This is a genomic window from Sphingomonas montanisoli, from assembly GCF_008274695.1.
GTDB lineage: Bacteria > Pseudomonadota > Alphaproteobacteria > Sphingomonadales > Sphingomonadaceae > Rhizorhabdus > Rhizorhabdus montanisoli.
This window is the reverse complement of sequence record NZ_VTOU01000002.1, coordinates 863,274-879,255: the sequence shown is the minus strand read 5'-3', so window position 1 is coordinate 879,255 and position 15,982 is coordinate 863,274. Positions and strand designations below refer to the sequence as shown.

Below are 15,982 nucleotides of genomic sequence, written 5' to 3'. Positions count from 1 at the left end.
CACCGCTCGTTCCCGTGATACCCGATGATCTCGACACGATCGTCGGCCGGCTGGCCGAGCGATTTTCAGCGCAGCGCGGCGCGTTGCTTCCTCTGCTTCACGCAATTCAGGAGGAAGTGGGCTGGGTGCCCGACGCGGCGACCCCGCTCGGCGCCCGCGCGCTGAATCTCAGTCGCGCCGAAGTCCACGGCGTCGTCACTTTCTACCACGATTTCCGTCGCGAACCCGCCGGCCGCCATGTCGTCAAACTGTGCCTTGCCGAAGCCTGCAAGGCGCGCGGCGTCGGTGCGATCGAAGCGGCGCTGGCGGATCGGCTGGGCGTTGGCATCGACAAAACCCGCGCGGACGGACAGGTCTCGTTCGAGGCGGTCTATTGCCTGGGCCTATGCGCCACGGGCCCTAATGCGCTGGTCGACGACCGCCCCGTCTCCCGCCTCGACGCCCGCAAGGTCGACCGCATCGTCGCCCAGGTGAGCGCATGACCCGCGCTTACATCTCCTGCGACATGGCCTCGGTCGCGCTGGGCGCCGACGATATCGCCGAGGCGCTGACGGCGGCGGGCTGCACGGTGATCCGCACCGGAGCGCGCGGCCTGTTCGCAATCGAGCCATTGGTCGAGATCGAGACCACGGACGGTGCCCGCATCGCCTACGGCCCGGTCGAGCCGGAGGATGTGCCCGCAATCCTCGACGACACCCACCCCAATCGCATCGGCGACCTCGCCACCCTGCCCTTCTTCGCGAAGCAGCAGCGCTTCACCTTCGCCCGCTGCGGCATCACCGATCCGCTGAGCATGGCCGATTATACCGCGCATGACGGCTGGAAAGGGCTTGCCGCCGCCCGTGCCCTCCCACCCCAGGCGGTGGTCGACGCGGTCAAGGCGTCGGGCCTGCGCGGGCGCGGCGGGGCGGGCTTTCCGACCGGCATCAAGTGGCAGACCGTCCTCGATGCCGCGTCCCCTGAAAAGTTCATCGTCTGTAACGCCGATGAGGGCGACAGCGGCACCTTCGCCGATCGGATGCTGATGGAGGGCGATCCCTATTGCCTGCTCGAAGGCATGGCGATCGCGGGGCACGCGGTGGGGGCAAGCCACGGCTACATCTACGTCCGCTCCGAATATCCCTTCGCGATCCGCGCGCTGAACGCGGCGATCGAGCGCGCCGGGCCGATCCTCGCGCCTTTCACGGTCGAGGTCCGCGTCGGCGCGGGCGCCTATGTCTGCGGTGAGGAGACCGCGCTGCTGGAATCGATCGAGGGCAAGCGCGGGCAGGTTCGCGCCAAGCCGCCCCTCCCCGCGATCCAGGGCCTGTTCGGGCAGCCGACCGTCATCAACAATGTGCTCAGCCTCGCCGCCATCCCCTTCATCCTCGCCGAAGGGCCGGAGCGTTATGCCGAGGTCGGCTTCAGCCGGTCGCGCGGGACGATGCCGGTGCAGCTTGCGGGCAATGTTAAGAATGGCGGGCTGTTCGAAATCGGCTTCGGCATCACGCTGGGCGAACTGGTCAACGATATCGGCGGCGGCACCGAGAGCGGGCGGCCGGTGCGCGCGGTGCAGGTCGGCGGGCCGCTGGGCGCCTATTTCCCGCCGTCGATGTTCGACTTGGCCTTCGATTACGAAGCGTTCGCGGCGGCAGGCGGGCTGATCGGCCATGCCGGGATCACCGTGTTCGACGATACCGTCGACATGGCCGCGATGGCGCGCTTCGCGATGGAATTCTGCGCGGTCGAGAGCTGCGGCAAGTGCACGCCCTGCCGGATCGGGTCGACCCGCGGCGTCGAGACGCTTGATAGGATTATTGGCGACCGCATCAAGGGCGCCGCACAGCGCGAACAGGCGCTCGAAGCCATGCCCCAGATGCGCAACGCCAAGGTCAAGCACCGCTCGGTCGACGAGGAGATCGGCGTGCTGCGCGACCTGTGCGAGACGATGAAGTTCGGGTCGCTCTGCGCGCTCGGCGGGTTCACCCCCTATCCGGTGCTGAGCGCGCTCGATCATTTTCCCGAAGATTTCGGCGGCGCCCGCGCGCTGCCCCAGGCGGCGGAGTAGAGAGATGGGCTGGATCGGCGAGATCGACCTCGGCACGAAGCCGATGCCCGTCACCGGGCCTCTGGTATCGCTCACCATCGACGGCCAGCCTGTCGACGTGCCGGCCGGCACATCGATCATGCGCGCCGCTGCGTTGATGGGCACGAACATCCCGAAGCTGTGCGCGACCGACACGCTCGAAAGCTTCGGATCGTGCCGCATCTGCCTGGTCGAGATTGACGGGCGCGCGGGCTACCCGGCGTCGTGCACCACCCCTGTCACCCCCGGCATGGTCGTGCGTACCCAGACCGACAAGCTCGCCAAGCTGCGCAAGGGCGTGATGGAACTCTACATCTCCGATCACCCGCTCGACTGCCTCACTTGCTCGGCGAACGGCGATTGCGAGCTGCAGGATCAGGCGGGCGCGGTCGGCCTGCGCGACGTGCGCTACGGCTATGACGGCGCGAACCATCTCGACGCCGCCAAGGACGAGTCCAACCCGTATTTCACCTTCGATCCCGCCAAGTGCATCGTCTGTTCGCGCTGTGTGCGAGCGTGCGACGAGGTGCAGGGGACGCTTGCGCTCACCGTCGACGGACGCGGTTTTTCGAGCCACATCGCTGCGAGCCAGGACGAGGATTTCCTGTCGTCCGAATGTGTGTCGTGCGGCGCGTGCGTGCAGGCATGCCCTACCTCGGCGCTGATCGAGAAGGAGGTCATCAAGGTCGGCACCCCCGACAAGGCCGTCATCACTACCTGCGCTTATTGCGGGGTCGGCTGTACCTTCCGCGCCGAGATGCGCGGCGAACAGCTGGTGCGCATGGTGCCGTGGAAGGACGGCAAGGCCAATCGCGGGCATAGCTGCGTCAAGGGCCGCTTCGCGTGGGGATATGCCAACCACAAGGAACGCATCCTCAACCCCATGATCCGCGCGTCGGTCCACGAACCGTGGCGCGAGGTAAGCTGGGAGGAAGCGATCGCCCACACCGCGTCCGAGTTCCGCCGTATCCAGTCCACCTACGGCACCCGCGCAGTGGGCGGGATCACGTCGAGCCGCTGCACGAACGAGGAGACCTTCCTCGTCCAGAAGCTGATCCGGCAGGGCTTCGGCAACAACAATGTCGATACCTGCGCGCGCGTCTGCCACTCGCCGACCGGATACGGCCTGAAGACCACCTTCGGTACGTCCGCCGGTACGCAGGATTTCGACAGTGTCCAGCATAGCGACGTCATCCTCGTCATCGGCGCGAACCCGACCGATGGCCACCCCGTCTTCGCCAGCCGGATGAAGCGGCGGCTAAGGCAGGGCGCCAAGCTGATCGTCATCGATCCACGTCGCACCGATCTGGTCCGCAGCCCGCATATCGAGGCGGCGCATCACCTGTCGCTGCGCCCCGGCACCAATGTCGCGGTGCTGACCGCGATGGCGCATGTGATCGTGACCGAAGGGCTGTTCGACGAAGCCTATATCCGCGAACGCTGCGACTGGGACGAATATGAGGATTGGGCGGCCTTCGTCAGCGAAGACCACCGGTCGCCCGAGGCCAGCGCCGAGATCACCGGCGTCGACCCGGACGAACTCCGTAAGGCTGCGCGCCTCTATGCGACCGGCGGCAATGGCGCGATCTATTACGGCCTGGGCGTCACCGAGCACAGCCAGGGATCGTCGACCGTGATGGCGATCGCCAACCTGGCGATGGCGACGGGCAATGTCGGGCGCGAGGGCGTGGGCGTGAACCCGCTGCGCGGACAGAACAATGTCCAGGGCGCATGCGACATGGGCAGTTTTCCGCACGAATTTTCCGGATACCGCCACGTTTCCGATCCGGAGGCGCGCGCGATGTTCGAGGATGCGTGGGGCGTGCCGCTGGACGACGAACCGGGCCTGCGCATCCCCAACATGCTCGACGCCGCGACCGACGGGGCGTTCAAGGCGTTGTTCATCCAGGGCGAGGACATCCTCCAATCCGACCCCAACACCGCCCACGTTGCCGCCGGCCTTGCCGCGATGGAATGCGTGGTGGTGCAGGATCTGTTCCTGAACGAGACCGCGAACTACGCCCATGTCTTCCTGCCCGGATCGACCTTCCTCGAGAAAGACGGCACCTTCACCAATGCCGAACGCCGCATCCAGCGCGTCCGCAAGGTGATGTCCCCTCTCAACGGATTCGCCGATTGGGAGATCGTGCAGATGGTCGCGCAGGCGATGGGTCTCGGCTGGAACTACACCCACCCGTCCGAGATCATGGACGAGATCGCCGCGCTCACCCCCAGCTTCGCCAACGTCCATTATGACGCGCTCGAGGAGCATGGCTCGCTTCAGTGGCCTGCGACCGCCGCCGCCCCGCTCGGCACGCCGACGATGCACTTGGACGGCTTCGTGCGCGGCAAGGGCAGGTTCGTCGTCACCGATTATGTCGCGACCGACGAAAAGACCGGCCCACGCTTCCCGCTGCTGCTCACCACCGGGCGCATCCTGAGCCACTACAATGTCGGCGCGCAGACCCGGCGCACTGATAACGTGGCGTGGCATCCCGAGGATCTGTTGGAGATCCACCCGCACGACGCCGAAAATCGCGGGCTGCACGACGGCCAGTGGGTCTCCCTGCGCAGCCGCGCGGGCGAGACAACCTTGCGTGCGCTCGTCACCGAACGGGTCGCGCCGGGCGTGGTCTATACCACCTTCCACCACCCGACGACGCAAGCCAACGTCATCACCACCGACTTTTCGGACTGGGCCACCAACTGCCCCGAGTACAAGGTGACGGCCGTGCAGGTGTCGCCCTCCAACGGGCCGAGCGATTGGCAGGAAAGCTACGAGGCGCAGGCGAAGAGATCGCGCCGGATCGAGCCGCGCCTCGAACCGGCGGAGTGACGCGCATGATGTCGACCGACCAGCGGCTTGCCTATATGGCCGATCAGATCGCGCGCAATTTCGCCGCGATCGGGCATGACAAGGCAGCGATGGCGACGGCGGACCATATCGCGAAATTCTGGGATCCGCGCATGAAGGCGCGGATTGCTGGCCTGACCGACAGCCTCGGCCCCGTCGCCGCGCGCGCCATCGCGATCCTGCAGGAGAAGGGCGCGCCGCCACCGCAAACCCATGCGACCGAATATGCCGACGTCGCGGGTGCGGGCCATGACGACGCCGGCTGAGCGGCGGCCGGTCGAACGGGTCGGCAGCGACGGGACACGCGCGACGATCGACCGGGTGATCGCGGTCGAAATGCCGATCGCGCTGGAATTCAGCGGCATCGGCTATGCGGTGATGATGGCGACACCTGCCGATCTGGCGGATTTCGCCACCGGCTTCTCACTCTCCGAACGGCTGATCGATCACGCCGCCGACATCGTCGACATCGATGCGCACGAAGCCCCACAGGGCGTACTGCTACGCGTCACCCTGATCGAGGATCGCATGCCGCGCGTGATGGATCGGGTGCGCCATCGCGTGTCCGAAAGCAGTTGTGGCCTATGCGGGATCGAAAATCTCGAAAGCGCGCTACGTCCCCTGCCCGCGGTCAAGGCGACCAGCGAAGCCGACGAGGCCGCCGTGTTCCGCGCGCTCGGGCATTTGCGCGATCACCAACCGCTCAACGCCGAAACCGGCGCGGTCCACGCCGCCGCTTTCTGCTCTGCCGAGGGCGTGGTGCTGATCGCGCGCGAGGATGTCGGCCGGCACAACGCCTTCGACAAATTGATCGGCGCGATGGCGCGCGAGGGGCGCTCTTGGGACGGCGGCTTCGCGCTGCTAAGCTCGCGCTGCTCGTTCGAACTTGTCGAGAAGGCCGTGCTTGCCGACTGTCCGCTGCTCGCCACTGTGTCCGCCCCGACCAGCCTTGCCATCACGCGGGCGGCCGAGGCGGGGCTGCGCCTGATCGTGCTCGCCCGGCCAGACGCGCTGCTGATCGCATGAAGCGCCTGGGAGTGGTGCTGGCGGGAGGGCGATCGAGCCGCTTCGGCAGCGACAAGGCGCGCGCCATGCTCGACGGGCGCGCGCTGATCGACCATGCGCGCGACACGATCGCGCCGTTCGTCGATGCGATGGCGACGGATATTCCCGACCATCCCGCCCCCGGCCTCGGCCCGCTCGGCGGCCTGTGCGGGGCGCTGCGCCACGCCAAGGCGCAAGGCTTCGACGCAGTGATGGTGACGGCGTGTGATATTCCCCTGCTCCCCTCCGATGTCGTGCCGAAACTGATCGATGCAGCGCCCGCCTTCCTGCTCGAAGCACCGGTCGTCGGCTGCTGGCCGGTCGGGCTTTCGAACCAGCTCGAAGCCTTTCTGGGCGGTGAGGATCGATCGATGCACGCCTGGGCGCGCGCCTGCGCTGCGACCGGCATCGCCAGCGATCCGATCCACAACATCAACCGCCCCGCCGACCTGACCAGCGCGCAACCGACGCCCAAGCCGAACCGCCCCGCCTTTTTCGAGGCCATCGCGATCGTCGAGCGGCATGTGGCGACCCTGCCCGCCGAGACGATCGCCCTGACCGACGCGCTGGGCCGCGTCACCGCCGCACCGGTGCAGGCCCAACGCTTTCACCCCGCGGCCGACATGTCGGCGATGGACGGCTTCGTCCTGACCGCCGCCGATTGCACGGGCGGTGATCTGGCGATCGGCGATCCGATCTTCGCGGGCGACGCCAGCGCGCCGCTTCCGCCCGGCACCGCGTGCCCGATCATGACCGGTGCGATCATCCCGACAGGCGGCGCGACCGTGCTGATCAAGGAGCGCGCGACCGTCGAGGGCGATCGGCTGCGCATCACCGAACCGGTCGCGACCGCCATGAACATTCGCAGCAAGGGCGAGGATGCCGCCCCCGGCGACGAGGTGTTGGGGCCGGGCCGCGCGATCTCCGCCCCGATGCTCGGCGCACTGGTCGCCTACGGGGTCGAGACGATTGCTGTGCGCCTCCGCCCGCGCGTGTCGATCATTCCGACCGGCGACGAATTGGGCGGCGGGATCATCGACGTCAACGGCCCGATGATCGCGGCCCTGCTTGCGGAAACCGGTGCGGCCGTCACGCTCTCCGCCCCCGTCCCAGACAGTCGCGAGGCGATTGCCAGTGCGATCGCGGCGGCGCTGGCGACATCGGATTTCGTCATCACCACCGGCGGCGCATCGGCGGGCGAGCGCGACCATATCCCCGATGCGGTGCGCGACGTCGGCGCGACGATCCATTTCCACGGCGTCCGCATGCGCCCCGGCAAGCCCGTATTGTTCGCGACGACACCGGACGGGGTGCCGATCCTGGGCCTGCCGGGCAATCCGGTGGCTTCCCTCGTCGGCTGCCGCTTCTTCGGCATGGCGGCGTTGCGCCGGATGCTCGGCCTGCCTTCGGAGACCGGGCGTGCCGTCACCAGTGCGGTCCTGCCCACCAACGGCGTCACCAACATCACCCGCGTCGTCGCGGACGACGGGCCGATCAGCCCCCTGCCCGGCGATCGGCCGCACATGATGCGCTCGCTCCTCACTGCCGATCACTGGATGGTGCAATTGTCCGATACCGAACAAGCGACGCTCTTTCCCCTCACCGATCGGCTGCGCTAAGCCCGGGCAAACAAGAGGGGATTTCGATGCTGCACGACCTCAACGCGCTCGCCGCGCCTTCTGCGGCCCTGCTGGTCGAACGGGGGCAGTCGATTGCGGTGGCGGACGGATCGACCGGCGGCCTGATCTCAGCCGCCTTCTGCACCATCCCCGGCGCGACGAAGTTCTTCAAGGGCGGCGGGACGCTCTATTCGATCGCGGGGCGCAAGCATCTGTTCGGCCTGCCCCTTTCGGACTGGAACGGCCTGCGCGGCGTGACCGAGCCTTATGCGCTGCTGCAGGCGACCGCGATCCGCGACAATTTCGGCGCCGACTGGTCAATCGCCGAAAGCGGGTCGGCGGGCCCGGTCGATCATCCGCATGGCAAGCCCTCGGGCACCAGCTGCATCGCGGTGGCGGGTCCGGACGGCTTCACGATGGTCCGCATGGTCGAAACCGACAGCAACGATCGCATGGCCAATATGGAAACCTTCGCCAAAGCCGCGCTGGCGATGTTTCATGAGGCGCTGACCGCCAAATAATCCTCCCCCGCCAAGGGGAGGTGGCGCCAAAGGCGACGGAGGGGGAGGGTGCGAGTCCTCTGATTGGACGCCGCCCTCCCCCTCCGTCAGCTGCGCTGACACCTCCCCCTGGCGGGGAGGATTGGAGAGCGTCGCTTGCCTGTCACGATAATAGTTTCATAGTCGGGAAATGACCGTTTCCCGACGCACCTTCCTCGCCGCCTCCGCCGCCGCTTCGGCGGTGCCCGCTATCGCTGAGACGCTGATGGCGCCCACCGGCGTCTCGCCCGAAAAGCTTGCGGCCGACGAAGCCTGGTGGGCGCAGGTCGCCAAACTCTACGACACGCCGCCGCCGGGCATCGTCCAGCTCGAAGCCGGCCATTTCGGTGCGATGCAGACAAAGGTGCGCGAGGCCTATGAAGCGCGCACCGACAAGGTGAACCGCGAGACGACGCTCTACACGCGCGGCCCCGCCAATGCGGAGATGCGCGCGGTTCGCACGCAGGTAGCCGCCCTCCTCAAGGTCGATCCGGCCGAGATCGCCTTCACGCGCGGCGGCAGTGAATCGATGGCGGTGCTGATCGGCGGCTATAACAAGCTCAAGCCCGGCGATGCCGTTCTCTATGCCGATCTCGATTATGACGCGATGCAGACCGGCATGGATTCGCTCGCGCGGCTGCGCGGCGTGCGGGTCGTCAAGATCAACTTGCCCGAGCCCGCGACCGCGCAGTCTCTGGTCGACGCCTATGAGGCCGCGCTGAAGGCCGATCCGAAGATCCGCATGATGCTGCTGACCCAGCTCAGCCACCGCACCGGCCTCGTCCCGCCGGTGAAGGCAATCGTCGCAATGGCGAAGGCGCACAATGTCGACGTGCTGCTCGATGTCGGTCACGCGCTCGGCCAGCTCGATTTTTCGCTGAAGGAACTGGGCGTCGAGTTTGCGGGGATCAACCTGCACAAATGGATCGCTGCACCTTTGGGCGTCGGCGTAGTCTATATCGGCAAGGATCGCATCCGCGACATCGATCCCTCGCTGCTCGAAGCACCAAGCGACCGGATCGATGCGCGCATCCACACAGGCACCGTCAACTTCGCCGGCATCCTCACCGTCCCCGACGCGATCGCCGCGCACCAGAGGATCGGCATCGCCGCCAAGGCCGCACGCCTGCGCCACCTGCGCGATCTGTGGGTGAAGCCGCTGCGGGGCGTGAAGGGGATCGAGATCCTCACCCCGGACGATCCCGCGCTTCACGGCGGCATCACATCCTTCCGCCTGACCGGCCGCACCTCGATCGAGGCCAATCGCGCGCTGCGACAGGCGCTGTTCGACCTTCATCGCATCTTCACGATCGAGCGCGACGGCCCCGCCAAGGGCTGCTGTGTGCGCGTCTCCCCCTCTTTCACCAACAGCGCCGCCGACATGGCGAAGCTGGTGACGGCGCTGAAGGCGATGGCCTAGAGAATAGTTCTGCACGGTCCGGAACCTTCGTTCCCCTGAACCATTCGGCCAACGGGCCGAGAGTAGATAGGGCCGCAGGGGGACCGTGAGCACAACTACCGAATATTCGCGCGACCCGCTGCTCTTCCTCGCAGGCGGCGGGGAGATGGGCGATCGGATCGCAGCGTTCGACTGGTCGGCCTCGCTCGGCCCGATCGAGGCCTGGCCCCAATCGCTGCGTACGATCGTCGCCTTCGTCGTCCATTCGCCGGTGCCGATCGTGATGCTGTGGGGCGACGACGGCATCATGCTCTACAATGACGGCTATTCGGTCTTCGCCGGCGATCGACACCCCGTTCTACTGGGCAGCAAGGTGCGCGAAGGGTGGGACGAGGTCGCCGACTTCAACGACAATGTGATGAAGGTCGGGCTGGCGGGCGGCACGCTGGCCTATCGCGACTTCATCCTCACGCTCAACCGGACCGGCGAGTTCGAGGATGTCTATCTCGATCTCGATTATTCGCCGATCTACGACGATGAAGGGGTGCCGGCGGGCGTGCTGGCGATCGTCATAGAGATCACCGACAAGGTGAAGGCCGAGCGACAGCTCCTCGCCGACGGGAATCGCCTGCGTTTCCTCGATGCGCTGAACAGCGCCACCGCCATCAGCCGCGACGCCGACGAAATCCTCGACATCACCACCCGGATGACCGGCCAGCATATGGGGGTGTCGATCTGCTCCTATGCCGACATGGACGCCGACGAGCTGGGCTTTCGCGTACGCGGCGGCTGGGCTGCACCCGGATCGGGCAGCGCGATCGGCCATCATGTCCTTGCCGATTTCGGCAAGGAGGCAGTAACCGAACTCAGTGCCGGCCGGCCGCAGATCGTCAACGATCGCACCGAACTCGGCCCCAGGAGCGCCGCCACTTACGAAGCGCTCGGCATCAACGCGACCCTGTGCGTGCCGCTGGTCAAGGAGGGACGCCTGATCGCGCTGATGGCGGTCCACCGCGCCCAGGCGCATCCATGGAGCGACGCGGAACTCGCCCTGATCCGCGAAGTCGCCGAACGCAGCTGGGCGCATATTGAGCGTGTTGGCGCCGAGGCCGAACTGCGCGAGACCGCCGAGAGCCTTCGCCACCTCAACGAAACGCTCGAGGCCCGCGTCGCCGAACGCGCCGCCCAGCTCCAGCAGAGCGAAGCCACGGTCCGCACCGTGTTCGAAAATTCGTTCATGGCGCAGGGGCTGCTGACCCCCGAGGGACAGATTCTCTACCTCAACGCGACCGCTTTGTCGGCGATCGATGCGAAGCTCGATGACGTCGCTGGTCGCGATTATTGGGACACGCCCTGGTATAGCGGCACGCCCGAGATGATGGACAAGGTGCGGGACGCGGTCGCACGTGTCGCAGCCGGCGAGAGCGTCCAGTTCACCATGCCGCTCCATCTGCCCGGTGGCGAGCGTGTCTATGAATTCTCGATGCGTCCGGCCTTCGATCCGGCGGGCAGGATCGTCGCGCTGGTGCCCGAGGCGGTCGAAGTCACCGCGCGCGTCCGTGCCGAAGACGCACTTCGCCAGGCGCAGAAGATGGAAGCGGTCGGCCAGCTGACCGGCGGCCTGGCGCATGATTTCAACAATCTGCTCGCGGCGATCAGCGGCAATCTGGAGCTGCTGGAAAAGCGGATCGATCAGGGCCGCGTCGCGGGGCTGCAGCGTTATATCGACAACGCACAGGGCGGCGCGCGGCGCGCGGCGGCGCTGACCCAGCGGCTGCTCGCCTTCTCACGCCGCCAGACGCTCGATCCCAAGCCGACCGACGTCAACCGCCTGATCCTGGGCATGGAGGATCTCGTCCACCGCTCGATCGGCCCGCTCAACGAGTTGGAGATCGTCGGCGCAGCGGGGCTGTGGACGACGCGGATCGACGCGCCCCAGCTCGAAAATGCGCTGCTCAATCTGTGCATCAACGCGCGCGACGCGATGGCGCCGAATGGCGGGCGGATCACGATCGAGACCGCGAACAAGTGGCTCGATGATCGCGCGTCGATGGAGCGCGATATGGCGCCGGGCCAATATATCTCGATCTGCGTCAGCGACACCGGCACCGGTATGGATGGCGAGACGATGGCGCGCGCCTTCGACCCGTTCTTCACCACCAAGCCGCTGGGCGAAGGCACCGGCCTGGGCCTGTCGATGGTCTATGGCTTCGCGCGTCAGTCCGGCGGGCAGGTGCGGATCTATTCGGAGGTCGGACGCGGCACCAACATGTGCATCTATCTGCCCCGTCACCACGGCACGGCCGAGGAAGAGGCGCTGGCCCATGGCCACGAGACCGATCATGGCGACGGCGAGCGCGTGCTGGTGATCGACGACGAGCCCGCGATCCGCGCGCTTGTGGTCGAAGTGCTCGAAGATGCCGGCTATGTCGCGATCGAGGCACCCGACGGCGCGAGCGGCCTGCAAATCCTGTCGACCGACCAGCGGATCGACCTGCTGATCACCGACGTGGGCTTGCCCGGCGGCATGAACGGCCGACAGGTGGCCGATGCCGCGCGCGTCTATCGTTCGGCGCTGAAGGTGCTTTTCATCACCGGCTTCGCCGAAAATGCGGCGGTCGGCAACGGCCTGCTCGCGCCCGGCATGGAGGTGATTACCAAGCCCTTTGCGATGAACGCGCTGTCGAACAAGATCCGGGATCTGATGGAGCGGTAGCCGCTTCGCCACTTCTCTTCGTCATCCCAGCTTTCGCGGGGATGACGATATGAGGTTCACCCCTTCGGCGCGAAGCTGTCGTCGAACCTCGTCAGGTCGGGCATCGGGAGAACCGGCAAGCTGCCCCAGCCCGCGACATAGCCCCCCAGCGCATCGAGCATCGCGACGCGCGCGTCGTGCGTCACATAAGGCGTGTGCCACGCGACGAACGGTTCGAGCACGTCGCACCCGACATAGCCCAGCGCACCCTGGAAGAAATGGCGGAGCATCCCGGTTTCCAGCTCGCCGTGGATCGATCCCGGCCCGAACATATGCTCGCGCCCACCCAGCGAGAAGGCCGCGAGTGCCTTCTTGCCCTTGAGCGGCCCCGCCCCATAGACCCGCCGCCCGCCATAGAAGGGGCCGGAGATGAACACCCGGTCGATCCAACCCTTCAGGATCGCGGGCACGCTGAACCAGAAGACCGGGAAGGTGAAGACGATCAGGTCGGCGGCCAGCACCTTCTCGATCTCGGCTACGATATCGGGCGCGAGCGTGCCGGCGTCGTAATTGTATCGCTGTTCGAGCGCGTAGGTCAGGTGGGCTTCGTTCTTGCGGCTGCCGAAATCGGCGGGCGACAGGACGGGGTTGAAGCCCATAGCGTAGAGATCGGACTGCGCGATCTCGGCCCCCTGCGCGATCAGTGCCGCGACCGCGGCATCGCGCATCGCCGCGACGAAGCTGTCGCTTTCCGAATGGGCATGGACGATCAGCGCCTTCACTTGGCGTCCCCCCACGGATCGAACGGCAGCGCGGACGCCTTGCCTTTGAAATCGGGCGGGCGCTTCTCCAGGAAGGCCGCGACCCCTTCCTTGCCGTCACCCACGCTCGAATGGAACATCGCGAGCGAGTCGATCCGGTGCGCGTCGATCGGGTGCGGGAGCGCGGCGTTCCGGCGCATCATCTGCTTGGCATAAGCGATTGCGACCGGCGAGCGATGCTCGGTGAACTTGCGCGCGAGCCCGATCGCCTCGACGAGCAGGGCGTCGCGATCATCATGGACGCTGCGCACCAGCCCGCCCGCCTTGGCCGTATCGGCATCGAGGATATCGGCCGACAGCACCCATTCGAGCGCGGTCTGCATCCCCACGATCCGCGGCAGGAACCAGGTCGAGCAGGCTTCGGGCGTCACCCCGATCCGCCCGAACACGAACCCGATCCGCGCAGCCTTGCTCGCCAAACGGATATCCATCGCCAAGGTCATCGTCGCGCCGATGCCGACTGCGGGGCCGTTGATCGCGGCGATGACGGGCTTGACGCAATCGTGGATCGCCAGGGTCACGCGCCCGCCAGTATCGCGCACGCCGCGCTCTATCGCGGGATCGTGCAGCCGGTCAGTCATGTCGGCCATCGTGGGCGTCTGGCTTTCGTCCAGACCGAAGACGTTGCCGCCCACCGACAGGTCCATTCCCGCGCAAAAGGCCCGCCCCGCCCCCGTCACCACGATCGCGCGGATCGCATCGTCGTCATTGGCGCTTCGAAACAACGCTTCCAACTCGTCCGCCATCTCCACCGTAAAGGCGTTCAGCTTGTCGGGCCGGTCGAGCGTGACCAGCAATATGCCCTGTTCGTCCAGCTGCGTGGCGAGTGTCGTAGTGGTCATGTCCCCTCCTACACCGGTATCGCGGTGCTGTATTTAATGAGCCCGAGCGCGAAGTGCGAACTTGCGGTCAGAACCGTCGGATGCCCCAGCAGGCTGCGCATCAGGAAACGCTCATAGTCGCCGACATCGGCCACCACGATCCGCAGCAGATAATCCCATTCGCCCGACATCGAGAAACATTCGAGGATCTCGGGCGCCGCGCGGGCGAAATCCTCGAAAGCGGCGCGGTCGGCGGGGGCGTGGCTGCGCATCCGCACGCTGCACAGCACGTTGACTCCGCGCCCCACCCGATCGGGATCGACCAGGCGCACCGTGCCGATCAGCACGCCCGCCGCCTCCAGCGCCTTGATCCGTCGCCAGCAGGAGGCAGCCGAGGCCCCCACCTCCTCCGCCAGATCGGCGTGGGTGAGCGCCCCGTTGCGTTGAAGCGCGGTGACGATGCGGCGATCGATCGCGTCGAGTTGATGAACCTGTTTCATATTCGCGGCGTTCCGATGCAGATTGCACAGCGATAGCGACGATCGGACGAAATATGAAACGCCATCGCGCCCCAACTCTGCGAGGATGCCCCCATGCTGATCCTTCACGATTATTGGCGATCGGGGGCGGGCTATCGCGTGCGGATCGCGCTGGCGCTCAAAGGCGTGGCGCATGATCGCGTCACCCACGATCTGCGCACCGGCGCGCAACGCGATCCGGCTTATGTCGCGCTCGCGCCGCAGGGGCTGGTGCCCGCGATCGAGGCCGACGGGATGACCCTGACGCAAAGCCTCGCGATTCTGGAGTGGATCGAGGAGAGCTGGCCGAAGCCCGCTTTGCTCCCGGCCGACGCAGCAGGCCGCGCGATCGTCCGATCGATGGCGGCCTTGATCGCGTGCGACATCCACCCACTCAACAATCTGCGCGTGCTGAATACACTCAGGGCCGATCTGGGGGCCGAGCAGCCGCAGGTCGACGCCTGGATCGCGCGCTGGATCGGCGATGGCTTCGCGGCGCTTGAAACCCTGATCGCGCGCCATGGCGCGGGCTTTGCCTATGGCGACAAGCCGACGATCGCCGACTGCTGCCTGGTGCCGCAGGTCTATTCAGCCAAGCGCTTCGCGGTCGACCTGTCCGCATATCCACGCCTCGTCGCCGTGTCGGAACGGACGCAGGCGATCGAAGCGGTTTCCGCGACCCATCCGTCAAGCCAATCAGACGCCGACTAGCGGGCATATGGTCCGTCATGCCATAGAATTTTCTTTCGAAATGGGAGAAAATGGGATGAGGCTGACAGGCAAAGTGATCATCATCGGCGGTGGTGCCGGCGGATCGGGCGAGGCGGTGTCGCGACGGCTAGCTGCCGAGGGTGCGCATGTCGCGATCGGCGATTTCGATTTCGACGGGGCCGAGCGGCTCGCCGCCGAGATCGGCGACAAGGCCAGCGCGCACCGCTTCGACCTGCGCGATCGGGCGAGCATCACCGCGATGATCGAGAGCGTTGCGGCCGTCCAGGGCCGGCTCGACGGGGTCCACATGATTGCCGGCAACCCGACCGCCATGCCGCATGACGCCGATCTGCTCGCGCTCGACTTCGACATCTGGCAGTCGCAGATCGACGCGCATCTCTATGGCTATGCACAGGCGGCCAAGACCGCGATCCCGCTGATGACCGGCGGCGGATCGATCGTCTTCACGTCGTCCAATTCATGTCGCGGGGTCGATGTCACCCGGCTCGGCTATCAAACCGCGAAGGCCGGGGTCGAAACAATGACCCGCCATGTGGCGCGCCGCTACGGCAAGCAGGGGATACGCTGCAACACGCTGTCCTACGGCATGATCCTGACCGAGCGCGCCAAGGCGGGCCTGCCGCAAAAATTCATCGATGCGGGCCTCGCCAACGCGTGGAGCCCGCGCCTCGGCAAGCCCGACGACGTCGCGGGCATCGCCACCTTGCTCCATTCGGACGACGGCGAGTGGATCACGGGGCAGGTGATCGACGTCAACGGCGGGGCGCTGGTGCGGGGCTAGATTACCACCGTCACCCCGGGGCTTGGTCCGGGGTGACGAATGGGATGTGTGTACGAGCGGGCAACACCTCGCTCCACCGCGTCGCGCAGTTCAT

The 15,982-nt window shown here is 66.6% G+C and carries 14 protein-coding genes; 11 read left to right on the top strand and 3 right to left on the bottom strand.

Annotated elements, in window-relative coordinates:
* Nucleotides 1-14 precede the first annotated feature (14 nt).
* The 9 genes from FYJ91_RS09990 (at nt 15) to FYJ91_RS09950 (ending at nt 12,236) form a co-directional block, all read left to right on the top strand.
* Nucleotides 15-482 (top strand): formate dehydrogenase subunit gamma, encoded by a 468-nt coding sequence (locus FYJ91_RS09990; RefSeq protein WP_425474002.1) that lies wholly within the window; start codon nt 15-17, stop codon nt 480-482.
* Entirely contained in the window at nt 479-2,047 is a 1,569-nt protein-coding gene (locus FYJ91_RS09985; protein WP_149522086.1) for an NADH-ubiquinone oxidoreductase-F iron-sulfur binding region domain-containing protein, read from the top strand. Before FYJ91_RS09990 ends, FYJ91_RS09985 begins: the two co-directional genes overlap by 4 nt.
* A 4-nt stretch (nt 2,048-2,051) precedes the next feature.
* Entirely contained in the window at nt 2,052-4,901 is a 2,850-nt protein-coding gene (gene fdhF, locus FYJ91_RS09980) for a formate dehydrogenase subunit alpha (protein ID WP_149522085.1), read from the top strand.
* A 5-nt stretch (nt 4,902-4,906) separates the two neighbouring features.
* Nucleotides 4,907-5,185 (top strand): formate dehydrogenase subunit delta, encoded by a 279-nt coding sequence (locus FYJ91_RS09975; protein WP_219822576.1) that lies wholly within the window; start codon nt 4,907-4,909, stop codon nt 5,183-5,185.
* Entirely contained in the window at nt 5,169-5,945 is a 777-nt protein-coding gene (gene fdhD / locus FYJ91_RS09970; protein WP_149522084.1) for a formate dehydrogenase accessory sulfurtransferase FdhD, read from the top strand. The genes FYJ91_RS09975 and fdhD overlap by 17 nt, the downstream gene beginning before the upstream one ends.
* Entirely contained in the window at nt 5,942-7,582 is a 1,641-nt protein-coding gene (locus FYJ91_RS09965; RefSeq protein WP_149522083.1) for a molybdopterin-binding protein, read from the top strand. Before fdhD ends, FYJ91_RS09965 begins: the two co-directional genes overlap by 4 nt.
* A 26-nt stretch (nt 7,583-7,608) precedes the next feature.
* Entirely contained in the window at nt 7,609-8,103 is a 495-nt protein-coding gene (locus FYJ91_RS09960; RefSeq protein ID WP_149522082.1) for a CinA family protein, read from the top strand.
* A 169-nt stretch (nt 8,104-8,272) separates the two neighbouring features.
* On the top strand, nt 8,273-9,541 hold the full coding sequence (locus FYJ91_RS09955) for an aminotransferase class V-fold PLP-dependent enzyme (protein WP_149522081.1): 1,269 nt from the start codon (nt 8,273-8,275) through the stop codon (nt 9,539-9,541).
* 85 nt (nt 9,542-9,626) lie between these two features.
* Entirely contained in the window at nt 9,627-12,236 is a 2,610-nt protein-coding gene (locus FYJ91_RS09950; RefSeq protein WP_246152550.1) for a GAF domain-containing hybrid sensor histidine kinase/response regulator, read from the top strand.
* Between the two features lie 56 nt (nt 12,237-12,292).
* On the opposite strand, the gene FYJ91_RS09945 is transcribed toward FYJ91_RS09950, so the two are convergent.
* Genes FYJ91_RS09945 through FYJ91_RS09935 form a run of 3 tightly spaced genes read right to left on the bottom strand, consistent with a single transcriptional unit; the run spans nt 12,293 to nt 14,357 of the window.
* Nucleotides 12,293-12,997, bottom strand: coding sequence for an NAD(P)H-dependent oxidoreductase (locus FYJ91_RS09945; protein WP_149522080.1), 705 nt, complete (start codon nt 12,995-12,997; stop codon nt 12,293-12,295).
* Nucleotides 12,994-13,878, bottom strand: coding sequence for a crotonase/enoyl-CoA hydratase family protein (locus FYJ91_RS09940; protein ID WP_149522079.1), 885 nt, complete (start codon nt 13,876-13,878; stop codon nt 12,994-12,996). The genes FYJ91_RS09945 and FYJ91_RS09940 overlap by 4 nt, the downstream gene beginning before the upstream one ends.
* Nucleotides 13,879-13,886: 8 nt before the next feature.
* A complete protein-coding gene (locus FYJ91_RS09935; protein WP_149522078.1) occupies nt 13,887-14,357 on the bottom strand; it encodes an Lrp/AsnC family transcriptional regulator in 471 nt (156 codons plus the stop codon).
* Nucleotides 14,358-14,450: 93 nt separating this feature from the next.
* Between FYJ91_RS09935 and maiA the strand changes: the two genes are divergently transcribed.
* Both maiA and FYJ91_RS09925 read left to right on the top strand, forming a co-directional pair.
* Nucleotides 14,451-15,086 (top strand): maleylacetoacetate isomerase, encoded by a 636-nt coding sequence (maiA, locus tag FYJ91_RS09930; protein WP_181008429.1) that lies wholly within the window; start codon nt 14,451-14,453, stop codon nt 15,084-15,086.
* Nucleotides 15,087-15,141: 55 nt separating this feature from the next.
* Nucleotides 15,142-15,888 carry an SDR family NAD(P)-dependent oxidoreductase gene (locus FYJ91_RS09925; RefSeq protein WP_181008428.1) on the top strand — a complete coding sequence of 249 codons (747 nt, stop codon included), beginning with the start codon at nt 15,142-15,144 and terminating at the stop codon, nt 15,886-15,888.
* The last annotated feature ends 94 nt before the right edge of the window (nt 15,889-15,982 follow it).